This window comes from Xanthomonas sp. LMG 8993, assembly GCF_009835065.2.
GTDB lineage: Bacteria > Pseudomonadota > Gammaproteobacteria > Xanthomonadales > Xanthomonadaceae > Xanthomonas > Xanthomonas arboricola.
The window spans coordinates 51,205-66,388 of sequence record NZ_QVIF02000010.1; the positions used below are offsets into that span (position 1 = coordinate 51,205).

Below are 15,184 nucleotides of genomic sequence, written 5' to 3' on the forward strand. Positions count from 1 at the left end.
CGCTTGAGCATCTGCTTAATGCCATGGCGGCGATGCTGCGCAGCTACGCATGCCTGGTCGCTCACCCATGTCCGCCACCGCCCGCAAGATCGCGACATTCAACGTCAATGGCATCACTAGCCGGCTGCCGCATCTGCTGGAATGGCTACAGCGCGAGCAACCGGACATCGTCGGCTTGCAGGAATTGAAAGCCACGCAGGACGCCTTTCCGGAACAGGCGATCCGCGATGCCGGCTATGGCGTGATCTGGCAAGGCGAGAAGTCGTGGAACGGTGTGGCATTGCTGGCGCACGGCGCCGATCCGGTGGAAATCCGTCGCGGGCTGCCGTGGGACTGCGGCGATACGCAGAGCCGTTATCTGGAGGCTGCAATTCACGGGGTGGTGGTGGCCTGCCTGTATCTGCCCAATGGCAATCCGCAGCCCGGGCCGAAGTTCGACTACAAGCTGGCGTGGTTTCAACGCCTGATCCGGCACGCCAGGACGCTGGTGGACTTACCGCACCCGGTAGCACTGATCGGCGATTTCAACGTGGTGCCGACCGATGCCGACATCTACGACCCCAAGGGCTGGCGCAAGGATGCGTTGCTGCAGCCGGAGAGTCGCCAGGCGTACCAGACCCTGCTCGAGCAGGGCTGGACCGACAGCCTGCTTGCAGTGCATGGCGAAACGCCGATCTACACCTTCTGGGACTATTTTCGCCAGCATTTTGCGCGCGATCGTGGTTTGCGCATCGACCACCTGCTGCTCAACCGCACCCTGGCGCCTGGGCTGCAGGACGCCGGCGTGGACAAGTGGGTACGTGCACTGGAAAAGGCCAGCGATCATGCGCCGACCTGGATCAGCGTGCATGTGCCCGAAGCGGTAGTCGAGCCAGCAACGCAGGCCGAGGCCGTGCCCAGGCCACGAAAACGTGCCGTGGCGAAGGCAAGCCCGGCACGCACGTCCACGACGAAGAAAACGCCCAAGACCGCGGCGAAAAAGGCCGCAACGCGGTCTGCCGCCAGCAAGTCAATCGTACCCGCCAAGCCGCGCAAGCTGGCGAAGAAAAGCGCCAAATAACGCGGCAGCGCTAGCCGATACTGCCCGCGTGACGCGCCATCCGACGCTGCTTGATCCGGTGCAGCACATGCCCGGTGAGGGCGGTCAGCAGGATCAGCACGTTGCTGACGATAAACACGGCATTGCCGACCAGGTAGCTGTAGAGGATGAACAGCACCGAGGCGCTGATCTGGCCGATGAACAGCCAGCGCGAAACGCCCTGTGCCGCATCCGAGCGCCATTGCTTGTAGATCTGGCGGATCAAGGTGGCAATCAGGACGGCACTGGCGAGCCAGCCCACAAGGTCAACGAGTTGCATGCGGCATGAATACCGTGGGGGAACTGGGTGTCACTTTGCGATCTGCCGTGTAGGCGCTGCGTTCTAGCGGCTTCAAGCGACGTGCGCCCTGGTCGAGACGAGGGAATGCGTGCAGCAGGGTGCGGTGATGCCGCGATCGCTGCGCCTGTACCGGCCACGTCGGGGGCCGGTATCCTAGCCAGGTCATCCACCGGTCGACCGTGCCTTGCTCATGATCAGCTACGCCGACGCACTTGCGATTGTCCATCGGCAGATCGCCGTGCTTGCCGGCGAGTGGGTGGACAGTGCCGATGCCGAAGGGCGTGTGCTTGCGCAGGCGTTGTCGAGCCCGGCGGAGTTGCCGGCGTTCGACAACAGCGCGATGGATGGATTTGCGTTGGTCACCGCCGGCCGTGGCGCGATCGCCGGCAGCGAACATGTGATCGGTGGCAGCGTTGCCGCAGGCGAAGATGTAGGTGGCATTGCGGCGGGCAGCGCGTGGGAAATCATGACCGGCGCCGGTTTGCCCGCGGGCGCCGATGCCGTAGTGCCGATCGAGCAGGTGGACGTGCTGGCGCACGATGACGCGCGGCCCGGTCGCGTCCGGCTGCGCGCCGATATCCGCGCCGGTCAGCATATTCGTCGACGTGGGGAAGATGTGGCCTTGCACGACCGCGTGATCGAGGCCGGCACCGTCTTGCGCGCCGCACACCTGATGCTGCTGGCCGGGCTGGGCTGTGCGCGGGTGCAGGTGGTGCGGCGTCCGCGTGTGGCCTTGATTGCGACCGGCCGCGAGTTGATTGGCGATCCGGCGCAGCCGTTGCGGCCTGGCCAGATTCGCGATGGCACCAGCAGTTATCTGCTCAGCCAGCTGCGGGCAGCCGGTGCCGAACTGGTCTGGCATGGACAGGTGGGCGATGACGATGCCGGTTTCGATCTCGCGCTTGCACAGGCGCGAGATGCGGGCGCCGAGGTGATTCTGAGCACCGGTGCGGTGTCGCGCGGTCGCTACGATTTCGTGCCCGATGCCTTGGCACGGCATGGCGCGGCGGTGCTGTTCCACAAGGTTGCGGTGCGGCCGGGGAAGCCGGTGCTGCTGGCGCGCTTCGCAGACGGTGCGTTGTATGTCGGTTTGCCGGGCAATCCGATGGCCAGCGCTGCCGGGCTGCGCTTTTTCGTGGAGCCGGCGCTGCGCGGTTTGCTTGGCATGCCGGCCGAGCGCGGCGTGCAGGTTGCGCTGGAAACCGCGATGCAGGCACGACCGCTGTGGCGGCAACACCTGCGCGCACGTTTGACCTGCAGCGCTGCCGGAGTGCTCTGCGTGCAGATCCTGCCCCAGCAGGAGTCGTTCCGCGTGGCGCCGTTGTTGCAGGCCAATGCGTGGGCGGTACTGGAGCCGCAGGACGAAGGCGCCGCGCCCGGTACGACAGCGCAGGTGTTCGGGCTGGGCCATCTGCAGCCGGCTGCACCGGCGATCGCGCCGTGAGCCAGCACTTGCACGTCGTGCGATGCCGTGCCGGCGAGCAGGCGGCATGAACGCGAGGCCTGCATGGACGGGCGTGGTGCTGGCCGGCGGCCGTTCCTCGCGGATGGGGCAGGACAAGGCGCTGCTGCAGTGGCGCGGACGTCCATTGCTGGAGCACATGCAGGCGTTGCTGCGCGATGCCGGCGCACATAATGTGGTGATCAGCGGCGATCGCCCGGACTACGCCGGGATTGCCGACGCGCAGCCGGACCTGGGGCCGCTTGGTGGCCTGGCCAGCGTGATCAATCAGCTGGCCGATGCAACGACACTGGTGGTGGTGCCGGTCGACATGCCGCTGCTGTCCCGGTCATTGCTGGAGCGGCTGCTGGCGCCACCGCATCGGCGCTGCGTTACCTTTGAAGACCAGATGCTGCCGATGCGCCTGTCCGTGGATGGCGTGGTGCGTGAGGCGCTCACTGCGCTGATGGCCGGCCCCGGTTCGTCACGTTCGCTGCGCGCTCTGCAGGCTGCGCTGCAATGCCATCGCATCGCTGTCACCGCCAGCGAACGCGCCGCGTTCGTCAATTGCAATACGCCCGAGCAGTGGAGTCAGCTCATTCATGAAAATCCAGATTGAAGCTCAGCAGCTGCGCTTCCGCATCGACGAAGCCGAATTGGCCGATTTGCTTGCCGGACGCACGGTCGAGAATCTGAGCCGCTTGCCGAGCGGGCAGGGCGCGCGACTGCTGCGCCACAGCGTCAGCCTGAGCGACGGTGACGCGGCCTGCAATTGCACTGCGGAGCATTGGCAGTTGTCGGTGCCGCGCCATGCGCTGGAACAGCATGCACGGCAATTGCCCAGCCGCGAGGGATTGCGCTTCAGCTTCGATGCCGGTGCTGGCGATGCCGAACCGACGGCGTTGCAGGTGACCTTCGATATCGATGTGCGCGACAGTGCGCGCAAGCGCTTTCCGAAGGCCTGAAGTGTCATCAGCGCACACGCGCAGCGCTCACGCGTTGATTTCAAGCCCCGCAGCAATGCCGGGCACCCGATCGCAGGCCAGGCCGCGCGCCTGCAGCGCCGCTTCGATGGCCGCAGCATCGGCATCGCTGTAACCGGCGCCACTGCGCAACGCGACCACATGCAGGCCTTCTGTGGCCAGTTCCAGCACCAGATGCTGTTGGGCGTCGGCCTGCTGCGGCAAGGCGCGGCGTGCGGCATCGCGTCTTGCCAGTTCCAGTACCGCGTCGGGGATGTCGTCGCCGATCAGCAGGACGTCGGCCAGATTCATCGCACGCAGCGCCTTGATGGTGAGCAGGCCGGGATCGCCCGGGCCAGTGCCGACCAGTTGCACGCTGCCGCGCGCCGGCACCGCGCCGGCATCGTCCAGCGCCGCGATGAAGGCGCTTTCGGCTGCGTCGTCGTTGCCGGCCTGCAGCAGCAAGGGCACGTCGCCGTCGATGACGCGATCGAACCAGCGCCGGCGCCGGTTCATGTCGGGGAACTGGCTGCGGATGCGCTCGCGATGACGCGCGAACATGCCGGCGAAGCGGCCGACCGAGACATCCAGTTCGCGTTCCAGCCGTTCGCGCAGGCGGCGCGCCAGCATCGGTGCGGCACCGGCGGAGGAAATGGCGATGACCAGCGGGTCGCGATCCACGATGGCGGGCACCTGATAGGTCGACAACTCGGCATCGTCCACCACATTGACCAGGCGCCGACGCGCGCCGGCAGCAGCGGCGACGCGTTGATTCAACTCGCCATCGTCGGTGGCGGCGACCACCAGCCACACGTCGTCGATCCAGGCGGGATCGAACTCGCCGTCCAGTTGTTCGAAACGGCCAGCCTGCATCAGTTCCGCCAGTTCGGGCGAGAGCGCATGCGCATACAGGCGGATCTGCGCACCCGCCTTGAGCAGCGCCAGCACCTTGCGCGTGGCGACCTCGCCACCACCGATGACCAGCACGGCACGTGCTTGCAGGTTTGCGAACAGCGGGAACAACGGCATCAGACGTACTCCGAAAGGATGGCTCGCACCGACGGCATGTTGCATGGCACCATCAGGCCACGTCCACGCCTCGCTGCCGCCAATGCGTGTCTTGCTGGTCAACGATACCGAAAAGCCGATCGGCGAACTGCGTCAGGCACTGACGCGCGCCGGTTATACGGTGCTCGACGATGTAGCCTCGGTCGGTGCATTGCTGCACGCGGTACAGAGCCAGCAGCCGGATGTGGTGGTGATCGATGTCGACTCGCCCTCGCGCGATACCCTGGAGCAACTGTCGATGCTGCATGCACATGCGCCGCGGCCGGTGGTGATGTTTTCCGGCGATGGCGACGATGCGTTGATCCATGCGGCGGTCGGTGCCGGCGTCACCGCCTATGTGGTCGATGGCCTGGCGCCGGCGCGGCTGGCGCCGATCGTGCAGGTGGCGCTTGCGCGGTTTGCGCAGGAGAGCAGCATGCGCAAGCGCCTGGACGATGTGCAGCAGGCGCTGCAGGACCGCAAGCTGATTGATCGCGCCAAGGGCCTGCTGATGGAAAAACGCGGCCTGAGCGAGGCCGATGCCTACGCGGCGCTGCGCCAGCAGGCGATGAAGCAGGGCGTCAAACTGGCCGAAGTGGCGCGACGCATCGTGGCCATGGCCGAGTTGCTGGGATGAACACATGAGCCAAGCCGACCTCCCCGTATTGCGCGTGGCCTACATGCCGCTGATCGATTGCGCGCCCCTGGTCGCGGCGCAGCGGCTGGGCCTGGATCGCGTCCATGGGCTGCAGTTGGACTTGCAGCGGCAGGCCTCCTGGGCCGGCGTGCGCGACCGTCTGCTGGCCGGCGAGGTCGATGCGGCACATGTGCTGGCCAGCCTGGTGTATGCGATCGACCTGGGCATTGCCGGGCCGCAATGCCCGATGGCGCTGTTGATGACGCTCAATCACAACGGCCAGGCGATCACGCTGGCGCCTGCGCTTGCGCAGGCCCTGGAGGAGGGGCAGAACTTGCCGCAGGCGCTGGCCAGCCTGGGCCGCCGCGCCGTGTTTGCGCAGACCTTCCCGACCGGCACGCATGCGCTGTGGCTCTATTACTGGCTGGCGGCACGTGGCGTGGACCCGATGCGCGACGTGGAGGTGCTCAGCATCCCGCCACCGCAGATGCCGGACGCCCTGGCCAGTGGCTTGGTCGACGGCTATTGCTCCGGCGAGCCATGGGCTGCGGTTGCGCAGGCGCAGGGCAGCGGTCGCCGGGTAATCCGCAGTGGCGAGCTGTGGGCTGGCCATCCGGAAAAGGTGTTGGCCTGCCGACGCGAATTCGCCGCGCTGCAACCCGAGTTGAGCGAACGCCTGACCGCGTGCGTACTGGATGCCTGTCGCTGGCTGGATGCGGACCCGGCAAATCGGGCGCAGTGTGCGCAATGGCTGGCCGAGCCGCAGCATATCGGGGTATCGGCCGCGCATCTGGCCGCTTGCCTGGATGCCGATGCCGAAGCCGAGGCACATGCGAAGGATGTGACAGCGCTGGCCTTCCATGGCGATGGCGCGGTCAACATGCCGTGGCTGTCGGACGGTGAGTGGTTCCTGACCCAGTTCCAGCGCTGGGGCTGGCATGACATCCAGGAAGACGACATCGCGCGGCTGCGCGACATTCATCGACTGGACAACTATCGGCGCGCTGCCGCACGCGTGGGCGTGGTTTCCCCCGAGGACGACCACCGCAGCAACCGGTTGTTCGATACGCCCTGAGCCCGGATGCCGAGCGCATCAGGCGGTAAGTCAGGCTGGGGTGCGCTGGATGCATTGGATCTTGCGGACAGAAGCCGAGGCGACGGCAACGGCGCGAGGCATGTAGTCTGCGGCTTGGTTGCAGGGCCCTTGCCTGCCCACCATCGCAGGACACGCCGCAAGTACGTCCCTGTAGGCTCTTACGCGGCATCCATGCCGCGTAAGGTCCCGCGACGGTGGGCGGGCAAGGACCAGTCGAGATGGTCGGTGTGCGTAGCTCTTCTCAAAGCAACCAGCAAAATCTCTGGTGCGGTGTCCTCGCCGATTGCGGGACCGTGTGGCGGCATGGATGCTGCCACCGAGCCTGCACGGACGGATTCACGCCGTGTCCCGCGTGCGGCGAGGGCACCGCGCGCTCGACTGACACGGCTTTTGACCTAGATATTTGATCGGTATGCACGCGTCCTAGATGAGGCTTCCGAGCACAGCCGTGCAGTAGCTCTGTTGGGCGCTGTTAGTCATGCCAAGCGACAGAGCCTGCGATACAGGGTGCACGCTGTTGGTGCAAGGCTGCACGAAAGACGGGACTGGTGAGCTGCAATGGCGTGTCGGTAGGCTGTCGCGAAATCGGACGCACTGCATCAAAAACGCTATTTTTCAATGACTTGTATCGTCGCGATGCTCAGGTGAGCAAGTTGGCACGTTGATTGCGTAGTCACTTCGTGCAGGTGCAACGGCGTGCCTGCCACAACACGAACACGATGCAGCGGATCAACGGCGATCCGCACGCATCCAGGACAACGGCGTCCTTCCGGTTTTACCGGAGGGGCGCCGTTTTTTTTTGGCCATCGCATTCGAAGAGGTCTCTATGCAGCGCTCGTTCTGGCGATCCGGGCACACGCCCACCTTGTTCGCATCCTTCCTGTATTTCGACCTGAGCTTCATGGTGTGGTATCTGCTCGGTCCGCTGCAGGTACCGATTGCGCAGTCGCTGGGGCTCGATACGCAGCAGCGTGCCTTGATGGTGGCGGTGCCGATCCTGTGCGGCGCGGTGCTGCGGCTGGTGCTGGGCATGCTGGCCGACCGTATCGGTGCCAAGCGCGCGGGCGTTGTCGCACAAGTTGCGGTGATCGCTTCGTTGTTTGGTGCCTGGCAGTTCGGCGTGCACAGCATGGGGCAGGTGTTGTTGCTGGGCGTGTTGCTCGGCATTGCCGGCGCTTCGTTCGCGGTTGCGCTGCCGCTGGCCTCGCGCTGGTACCCGCCCGAGCATCAGGGCACCGCGATGGGGATTGCCGGGGCGGGCAATTCCGGCACCGTGCTGGCGGCGTTGTTCGCACCGATGCTGGCGTTGGCGTTCGGTTACCAGAACGTGTTCGGACTGGCATGCATTCCGCTGCTGCTGACGCTGGTCGTATTCGCCCTGATTGCGAAAGAAGCGCCAGTACCGGTCGCGCGCAAGCGCTGGTCCGACTATGGCCGCGTGTTGGTGGCTAATTGCGACGCGTGGCGCTTCATGTTTTTCTATTCGGTGACCTTTGGCGGTTTTTCCGGATTTGCCAGTGCATTGCCGGGCTACTTCCACGACCAGTTCGGCTTCGATACGCGCACTGCAGGGTGGGCGACGGCTGCCTGCGTATTGGCGGGTTCGGTGATGCGTCCGTTGGGCGGCGTGATTGCGGACCGCATTGGTGGCACGCGCGCCTTGCTCACCGTCTATCTGCTGGTGGCTGCGCTGGTGGGCATCGCAGGCTTCGGCGCAGGCGGGGCAATGGTGACGCTGGCCTTGTTCGTACTGACCCTGTTGTGTCTGGGTGCCGGCAATGGCGCGGTGTTTCAGCTGGTGCCGCAGCGGTTTGCGCAGGACATCGGCGTGATGACCGGCTTGATCGGCATGGCCGGCGGCATCGGCGGGTTTGCGCTGGCTGCGGGCCTGGGCGTGCTCAAGCAGCACACCGGCAGTTATGCGATGGGCATGTGGTTGTTCGCTGCGTTCGCACTCGGTGGTTGGGCGTTGCTGGCCGGGGTCAAGACACAGTGGCGTAGCGAATGGTCCAGCGCCGGCGCGGCGCGGGTCTGACATGTCGACAGGAATCCAGGCAATGAAGCAACCCAGACTCGTCGTCATCGGCAATGGCATGGCCGGCATCCGCACCGTGGAGGAACTGCTCAAGCTGATGCCGGGCATGTACCAGATCACCGTGTTCGGGGCCGAGCCGCATCCCAACTACAACCGCATCCTGCTGTCGCCGGTGTTGGCCGGCGAGCAGGAGTTCGACGATATCGTGCTCAATCCGTTGCAGTGGTATCAGGACAACGGCATCCGCTTGCATCTGAACAAGGAAGTCACCCGCATCGATCGGGTGCGTCGCCGCGTGATCGCCGCCGATGGCACCGAGGCGGAATACGACCGCTTGTTGATCGCCACCGGTTCGGTGCCGTTCGTGTTGCCGATTCCCGGTAACGAGCTGAAGGGCGTGATCGGCTACCGCGATATCCAGGACACCCGCACGATGATCGAGACCGCGCGCAGCAAGCGGCACGCGGTGGTGATCGGTGGCGGTCTGCTTGGGCTGGAAGCGGCCAATGGCCTGAAGCTGCGCGGGATGGACGTGACCGTGGTGCATCTGGCCGGGTGGTTGCTGGAGCGCCAGCTCGATCCGGTAGCCGGCAATCTGCTGCAGCAGGCCCTGCGCGCGCGCGGGCTGGAGTTCAGGCTGAGCACGGCGACCAGTGCAGTGCTGGGCAATGCGCAGGGCGAGGTGATTGGCGTGAAGTTCGCCGATGGCAGCGAGATCCCGGCCGATCTGGTGGTGATGGCAGCGGGCATCCGCCCGAATACGCGGCTGGCCGAAGAAGCCGGCATCCACTGCGCGCGCGGCATCGTGGTCAACGACAGCCTGCAGAGCTTCGACCCACGCGTGTACGCAGTGGGCGAGTGCGCAAACCATCGTGGCATTGCCTACGGCCTGGTGGCGCCGCTGTTCGAGCAGGCCAAGGTGTGCGCGAATCACCTGGCGCAGTTCGGTATCGGCATCTATCGCGGTTCGGTGGCGTCGACCAAGCTCAAGGTCACCGGGATCGATCTGTTTTCCGCCGGCGATTTCATGGGCGGCGATGGCTGCGAGGAGATCGTGCTGTCCGACCCGGCCGGCGGGGTCTACAAGAAGCTGGTGATCCGCGACGACGTGCTGGTCGGCGCCTGCCTGTACGGCGACACCAGCGATGGTGGCTGGTACTTCAAGCTGCTCAAGGACGGCACGCCGATCCGGGCGCAGCGCGATCAACTGATCTTCGGCGAAAGCGCGCTGGGCGATGCCGGTACCGGCGGACAGGATCGCGCCAGTGCGATGGCCGACAGCGACGAGGTCTGCGGCTGCAACGGCGTGTGCAAGGGCACCATCGTCAAAGCCATCAGCGAGCAGGGGTTGTTCACCGTCGACGAGGTGAAGAAGCACACCAAGGCCGCCAGTTCCTGCGGGTCGTGTACCGGCCTGGTCGAGCAGATCCTGATGAACTGCCTGGGCTCCAACTTCCAGGAAACACCGAAAACCAAGGCGGTCTGCGCCTGCACCGATCTGAGCCATGGCGATGTGCGGCGCGCCATTGCCGAACACAAGCTGCTGACCCATGCGCAGGCCTATGCCTTCATGGAATGGCGCACGCCCAACGGCTGCGCCACCTGCCGGCCGGCGATCAACTACTACATGTTGTCGAGCTGGCCGCATGAGGCCATCGACGATCCGCAATCGCGTTTCATCAACGAGCGTGCGCACGCCAACATCCAGAAGGACGGTACCTTCTCGGTGATTCCGCAGATGAAGGGCGGGGTGACCAATGCCGGCGAGCTGCGCCGTATTGCCGATGTTGCCGACAAATACGCGGTGCCGATGGTCAAGGTGACCGGTGGCCAGCGCATCGACCTGCTCGGGGTCAAGAAGGAAGATCTGGTCGATGTCTGGCGCGATCTGGGCATGCAGTCCGGGCATGCGTACGGCAAGTCGATCCGCACGGTGAAGACCTGCGTGGGCAGCGAGTTCTGCCGCTTCGGCACCCAGAACAGCACGCAGATGGGCATCGACCTGGAAACCATGCTGGCCAATATGTGGAGCCCGCACAAGGTCAAGCTGGCGGTGTCCGGCTGCCCGCGCAATTGCGCCGAATCCGGCATCAAGGACGTGGGCATCATTGCGGTGGATTCGGGGTGGGAGCTGCATGTTGGCGGTAATGGCGGCATCAAGACCGAGGTCGCCCGCTTCCTGGTCAAGGTGAGCACCGCCGAGGAAGTGCGCGAATACACCGGTGCGTTTCTGCAGCTGTATCGCGAGCAGGCGTATTACCTGGATCGCACCGTGCACTACATCGCACGGGTGGGGCTGGATTACATCCGCGCACAAGTGGTGGATGACGCGGCCAACCGGCGTGCCTTGTACGAACGCCTGCTGTACTCGCTGGAAGGCCTGGTCGACCCGTGGAAGGCGCGTATCGCCGGCGAACGGAAGCAGGAGTACCAACCCTTGCGCATCGCCGCGCCGGCCGCAACGGTGGAGGAATGAGCATGCAGCAGACCGCGTGGATTCGCGTGTGTGCGCTGCAGGAGCTGCCTGCATTGGGTGCGCGCGTACTCGAGATCGAGGGCATTGCACCGATCGCCTTGTTCCGCACCGCCAGCGATCAGGTGTTTGCGTTGCGCGACCGTTGCCCGCACAAGGGCGGGCCGTTGTCGCAGGGTATCGTGGCCGGCGACACGGTGACCTGCCCGTTGCATGGCTGGGCGATCGCCTTGCAGAGCGGCCAGGCCTGCGCACCGGATGTGGGCTGCGCGCCGCGTTACCCGGTCAAGGTGGAAGCCGATGCGGTATGGATCGTGTTGCAGCCGGTATCGCTGCCGGATGCAGTCGCCGAGCCGGCCGCATGAGCGACGGCCAGCAGCTACCTTTGATCGCTGCGGCGGTACAGCCGCATACGTCTGCGCCGATGCATCGCATCACCCGGTCGACCTGCTGCTACTGCGGGGTGGGCTGCGGGGTGCTGATCCACAGCGAGCACGACACGCATGGCGAACGCATCGTCGGCATCGAAGGCGACCCGCTGCATCCGGCCAATCATGGCCGGTTGTGCAGCAAGGGCCTGGCCTTACCGCAGACCGCCGCCGGTACGCAGGGGCGCGTGCTCGCGCCGGAGCTGCGTCGTCATCGGCAGGCACCGCGGGCGGCGGTGAGCTGGGATCAGGCGCTCGATCACGTCACCGGCAAGCTGGCGGCGATCGTCGAGGAGCACGGCGCGGACGCGGTGGCGTTCTATCTCTCGGGACAGCTGCTGACCGAGGACTATTACGTCTTCAACAAGCTCGCCAAGGGCCTGCTGGGCACCAACAACATCGACACCAACTCGCGCCTGTGCATGTCCAGCGCGGTCACCGCCTACAAGCTGGCGCTGGGCGCCGATGGCCCGCCCACCTGTTACGAGGATCTGGAGCTGGCACAGACGGTACTGTTTGCCGGCAGCAACATGGCGTATGCGCATCCGGTGCTGTTTCGCCGACTGGAAGAGGCGCGGGCGAAAAATCCCGCCATTCGCTGGATCGTGATCGATCCGCGTCGCACCGACACCGCGGTCATGGCCGACCTGCACCTGGCGATCGAACCCGGGACCGACGTCGCCCTGTTCAACGGCATGCTGCACCACCTGATCTGGGAGGGTCTGGTGGATGCGCGTTTCGTTGCAGCGCACACCGAGGATTTCGACGCCCTCAAGCACATGCTGCGCGAGTACACCCCGCGCATGAGCGCCGAGATCTGCGGTATCTCGCACGAGGACCTGGTGCAGGCGGCCGAGTGGTTTGGACGCAGCCCGGCGGCATTGTCGCTGTACTGCATGGGCCTGAACCAGTCCGTGCAGGGCACCGACAAGAATCTGGCCCTGATCAATCTGCATCTGGCGACGGGGCAGATCGGCAAGCCGGGCGCAGGGCCGTTTTCGCTGACCGGCCAGCCCAATGCGATGGGCGGGCGCGAGGTCGGCGGCATGGCGACGATGCTGGCGGCGCATCGCGAGATCGGCAATGCCGACGATCGTGCGGAACTGGAACGTCTGTGGCAGTTGCCCGCCGGCCGTCTGAGTGCCACGGCCGGTACACCGGCCGTGCAGTTGTTCGAGCGTCTGCGTGCGGGCACGTTGAAGGCGGTGTGGATCGTCTGCACCAACCCCGTGCATTCAATGCCGGAGGTGGATGGCATTCGCGCCGCACTGGAACAGGCCGAACTGGTGATCGTGCAGGACGCGTTTTCCGGCACCGACACCGTGCCGTATGCCGACGTGCTGTTGCCGGCCGCCAGTTGGGGCGAGAAGGACGGCACCGTGACCAATTCCGAGCGCCGCATCACCCGCGTGCGCAAGGCGGTGGACGCGCCGGGCCAGGCGCGCGCGGACTGGTGGATCGCCCGCGAAGTCGCACGCCGGCTCGAAGCGCGTCTGGCACCTGCCAGCGGGGCGGGGCTGTTCGGGTTCGACAGCACCGTGCAGATCTTCGACGAGCATCGCGCGTTGACGGTGGGGCGCGATCTGGACATCGGCGGGCTGGATTACCCGCTGCTGGATGACGCGCCGCAGCAGTGGCCGTTCCCTGCCGGTGCCGCACACGGGCAGGCGCGGCGCTATACCGATGGCGTGTTCGCCACCGGCACCGGGCGCGCGCGCTTTCACGCCACGCCGTATCGCAAGGTGGCCGAGCCGACTTCGGCCCGCTTTCCGATGCGCTTGCTGACCGGCCGCCTGCGCGATCAATGGCATGGCATGTCGCGCAGCGGACGCGTGCCGGCAGCGTTTGCGCATAGCCCCGAACCCGCGTTGCGCATGCATCCGGACGACGCAGCGCGGCGCGGCCTGGTCGCCGGCGAGCTGGTGCAGATCGCCAGCAAGCGCGGTGCGCTGGTGCTGCCGCTGGAACTGTCCGACGAACTGCGCTCGGGCAGCGTGTTCGCCGCGATGCATTGGAGCGGGCAGCACCTGTCCAGCGGCGGCATCAACCAAGTGAGCAGCCCGGCGGTGGATGCGCGCTCGCAGCAGCCCGAGCTCAAGCATGCGGCGGTGCGGGTGGAGAAGGCGGTGTTCGGCTGGCATCTGCTCGCTGCCCGGCGCGGCGATGCGTTGGCCTTGCAACAGGCACTGCAGCCGCTGTTGCGCGATTGCGGCTATGCATCGCTGCGGCTGCATGCCGAGCCGCTGGCCGAGGCCGGCGGGCACTGGGCGGTCCTGCATGCGGCCTGCGAACGCGCGCCGGATGCGCATTGGCTCGATCGCCTGATCGCCGCATTGCAGTTGCCGGCCGGCGCAGACGTGCTGGAGTACCGCGACCTGCGCCGCGGGCTGCTGCGTCGTGTGGGCTGGCGCGTGCAGGACGGCCACAGCCATATCAACGGCCTGCTGCTCAGCGCGGCGCAGCCCAGCGAGGCGAATCAGGCGTTGCTGCACAGCGCATTGGCAGGCCGGCCCTGGCGCGGCCCGCGGCTGGCCGTGTTTGCGCAGACGCAGGGCGCACCCTGCGACCCGATCGTCTGCAGCTGCATGCAGGTGTCGACTGCTGCGATCCATGCCGCCATCGACGACGGCGCCGACCTGCACCAGCTCAAGCAACGCCTGGGCTGCGGCACGGTCTGCGGCTCCTGTGTTCCGCAACTCACCCGGCTGTGCCGGCAACCCCGACACGCCTGAGTGCCTGTCCCGACCTCCACATATTGCGAGACCTGCTCATGTCAGTCATTCCGTCCTGCGCGCGTGATGTGGTGTTGTTGTCCGCCGGCCCCGGCGATCTGGATCTGCTCACCATCAAGGCGGTCAAGGCGCTGGCTGCCGCGCAGGTGCTTCTGCTGGACGATCTGGCCAACCCGCAGATCGTCGAACTCGCACCGCAGGCGCGGGTGATCCGGGTCGGCAAGCGCGGTGGCTGCCGCTCGACGCCGCAGGACTTCATCTGCCGGCTGATGCGGCGCTACGCCTTGCAGGGCTTGCGCGTGGTGCGCGTCAAAGGCGGCGATGCACTGCTGTTCGGGCGCGCGGGCGAGGAGATCAGCTTCTTGCGCCGCGCCGGAGTGGGCGTGCAGATCATCAATGGCGTCAGTGCCGCATTCGCCGCCGCATCCGTGCTGAAAGTGTCGCTGACCCATCGCAGCCATTGCCACGGCATCACCTTCGTCACCGCGCATACGCACGATCACGGCGAGCCGAATTGGGGCGCACTGGCCGCCAGCGGCACCACGCTGGGCATCTACATGGGCCTGCGGCGTGCCGATGCCTTGGCCACCGCGTTGCTGGCGCATCTGCCGGCCAGCACCCCGGCGGCCATCGTGCAGGCCGCCACCCGGCCCGAGCAGCAACGCCGGCTGACCACCCTGGGCGAGCTGGGACTTACCGCCGCCGGCATGCTGCCGGGCTTGCCGACCTTGCTGCTGGTGGGCGCTGCCTTGTCCGAGGCAGCAATGCAGTGCGACGACCGCTTCGGCATGGCGCTGGAGCAGGCAGCGGGGTGAGCGCGATCTGCTGAGCGCCGCGTGCGGCGATCAGCGCACCATCGTCGGCGCGTCTCAACGGGCAACGCGGTGTGCGAAGCACGCCCGTGCGGGTGTCGCTACGTGATGCGCGCGCGCTACAGGCGAGAGATGTAGCCGC

General features: G+C 66.2%; 13 protein-coding genes. 11 read left to right on the forward strand and 2 right to left on the reverse strand.

The genetic code is table 11. From position 1 onward, the window contains the following. The first annotated feature begins 67 nt into the window (after window positions 1-67). On the forward strand, window positions 68-1,060 hold the full coding sequence (gene xth, locus DYQ94_RS16915; protein ID WP_160954739.1) for an exodeoxyribonuclease III: 993 nt from the start codon (window positions 68-70) through the stop codon (window positions 1,058-1,060). A gap of 10 nt (window positions 1,061-1,070) precedes the next feature. Here xth and DYQ94_RS16920 read toward each other — a convergent pair whose 3' ends face one another. Further along, on the reverse strand, window positions 1,071-1,358 hold the full coding sequence (locus DYQ94_RS16920) for a PQ-loop domain-containing transporter (protein ID WP_104606617.1): 288 nt from the start codon (window positions 1,356-1,358) through the stop codon (window positions 1,071-1,073). A gap of 211 nt (window positions 1,359-1,569) precedes the next feature. Between DYQ94_RS16920 and DYQ94_RS16925 the strand changes: the two genes are divergently transcribed. Genes DYQ94_RS16925 through DYQ94_RS16935 form a run of 3 tightly spaced genes read left to right on the forward strand, consistent with a single transcriptional unit; the run spans window position 1,570 to window position 3,785 of the window. Beyond that, a complete protein-coding gene (locus DYQ94_RS16925; RefSeq protein ID WP_160954738.1) occupies window positions 1,570-2,823 on the forward strand; it encodes a molybdopterin molybdotransferase MoeA in 1,254 nt (417 codons plus the stop codon). Window positions 2,824-2,869: 46 nt separating this feature from the next. Then, the gene (locus DYQ94_RS16930) at window positions 2,870-3,439 is read left to right on the forward strand and encodes a molybdenum cofactor guanylyltransferase (protein WP_054592682.1); all 570 of its coding nucleotides are present in this window, start codon (window positions 2,870-2,872) and stop codon (window positions 3,437-3,439) included. Then, window positions 3,423-3,785 carry a hypothetical protein gene (locus DYQ94_RS16935; RefSeq protein ID WP_160954737.1) on the forward strand — a complete coding sequence of 121 codons (363 nt, stop codon included), beginning with the start codon at window positions 3,423-3,425 and terminating at the stop codon, window positions 3,783-3,785. Before DYQ94_RS16930 ends, DYQ94_RS16935 begins: the two co-directional genes overlap by 17 nt. Window positions 3,786-3,812: 27 nt before the next feature. On the opposite strand, the gene DYQ94_RS16940 is transcribed toward DYQ94_RS16935, so the two are convergent. Then, a complete protein-coding gene (locus tag DYQ94_RS16940; protein ID WP_160954736.1) occupies window positions 3,813-4,811 on the reverse strand; it encodes a siroheme synthase domain-containing protein in 999 nt (332 codons plus the stop codon). A gap of 82 nt (window positions 4,812-4,893) precedes the next feature. Here DYQ94_RS16940 and DYQ94_RS16945 point away from each other — a divergent pair, with 82 nt between their 5' ends. The 7 genes from DYQ94_RS16945 (at window position 4,894) to cobA (ending at window position 15,045) form a co-directional block, all read left to right on the forward strand. Then, complete coding sequence (locus DYQ94_RS16945; RefSeq protein WP_024940396.1) at window positions 4,894-5,466, forward strand: ANTAR domain-containing response regulator; 573 nt, start codon at window positions 4,894-4,896, stop codon at window positions 5,464-5,466. 4 nt (window positions 5,467-5,470) lie between these two features. Beyond that, window positions 5,471-6,541 carry a CmpA/NrtA family ABC transporter substrate-binding protein gene (locus DYQ94_RS16950; RefSeq protein ID WP_160954735.1) on the forward strand — a complete coding sequence of 357 codons (1,071 nt, stop codon included), beginning with the start codon at window positions 5,471-5,473 and terminating at the stop codon, window positions 6,539-6,541. A gap of 886 nt (window positions 6,542-7,427) precedes the next feature. Beyond that, window positions 7,428-8,597 carry a nitrate/nitrite transporter gene (locus DYQ94_RS16955; RefSeq protein WP_184429168.1) on the forward strand — a complete coding sequence of 390 codons (1,170 nt, stop codon included), beginning with the start codon at window positions 7,428-7,430 and terminating at the stop codon, window positions 8,595-8,597. Between the two features lie 58 nt (window positions 8,598-8,655). Further along, entirely contained in the window at window positions 8,656-11,073 is a 2,418-nt protein-coding gene (gene nirB / locus DYQ94_RS16960; protein WP_228911806.1) for a nitrite reductase large subunit NirB, read from the forward strand. Then, window positions 11,070-11,435: a nitrite reductase small subunit NirD gene (gene nirD, locus DYQ94_RS16965; protein ID WP_081008620.1), complete on the forward strand. Its 366-nt coding sequence runs from the start codon at window positions 11,070-11,072 to the stop codon at window positions 11,433-11,435. The genes nirB and nirD overlap by 4 nt, the downstream gene beginning before the upstream one ends. Before the next feature lie 59 nt (window positions 11,436-11,494). Further along, the gene (locus DYQ94_RS16970) at window positions 11,495-14,230 is read left to right on the forward strand and encodes a nitrate reductase (protein WP_160954744.1); all 2,736 of its coding nucleotides are present in this window, start codon (window positions 11,495-11,497) and stop codon (window positions 14,228-14,230) included. Between the two features lie 68 nt (window positions 14,231-14,298). Beyond that, window positions 14,299-15,045 carry a uroporphyrinogen-III C-methyltransferase gene (cobA, locus tag DYQ94_RS16975; RefSeq protein WP_184429165.1) on the forward strand — a complete coding sequence of 249 codons (747 nt, stop codon included), beginning with the start codon at window positions 14,299-14,301 and terminating at the stop codon, window positions 15,043-15,045. Window positions 15,046-15,184 lie beyond the last annotated feature (139 nt).

What these genes read in the sequence shown, in the direction of transcription:
- DYQ94_RS16935 (WP_160954737.1), top strand. Translation starts at nt 3,423, where the DNA reads ATGAAAATCCAGATTGAAGCTCAGCAGCTGCGCTTCCGCATCGACGAA.
- DYQ94_RS16970 (WP_160954744.1), top strand. Translation starts at nt 11,495, where the DNA reads ATGCATCGCATCACCCGGTCGACCTGCTGCTACTGCGGGGTGGGCTGC.
- DYQ94_RS16950 (WP_160954735.1), top strand. Translation starts at nt 5,471, where the DNA reads ATGAGCCAAGCCGACCTCCCCGTATTGCGCGTGGCCTACATGCCGCTG.
- DYQ94_RS16925 (WP_160954738.1), top strand. Translation starts at nt 1,570, where the DNA reads ATGATCAGCTACGCCGACGCACTTGCGATTGTCCATCGGCAGATCGCC.
- xth (WP_160954739.1), top strand. Translation starts at nt 68, where the DNA reads ATGTCCGCCACCGCCCGCAAGATCGCGACATTCAACGTCAATGGCATC.
- DYQ94_RS16945 (WP_024940396.1), top strand. Translation starts at nt 4,894, where the DNA reads ATGCGTGTCTTGCTGGTCAACGATACCGAAAAGCCGATCGGCGAACTG.
- nirD (WP_081008620.1), top strand. Translation starts at nt 11,070, where the DNA reads ATGAGCATGCAGCAGACCGCGTGGATTCGCGTGTGTGCGCTGCAGGAG.
- DYQ94_RS16940 (WP_160954736.1), bottom strand. Translation starts at nt 4,811, where the DNA reads ATGCCGTTGTTCCCGCTGTTCGCAAACCTGCAAGCACGTGCCGTGCTG.
- DYQ94_RS16920 (WP_104606617.1), bottom strand. Translation starts at nt 1,358, where the DNA reads ATGCAACTCGTTGACCTTGTGGGCTGGCTCGCCAGTGCCGTCCTGATT.
- DYQ94_RS16930 (WP_054592682.1), top strand. Translation starts at nt 2,870, where the DNA reads ATGAACGCGAGGCCTGCATGGACGGGCGTGGTGCTGGCCGGCGGCCGT.
- nirB (WP_228911806.1), top strand. Translation starts at nt 8,656, where the DNA reads ATGGCCGGCATCCGCACCGTGGAGGAACTGCTCAAGCTGATGCCGGGC.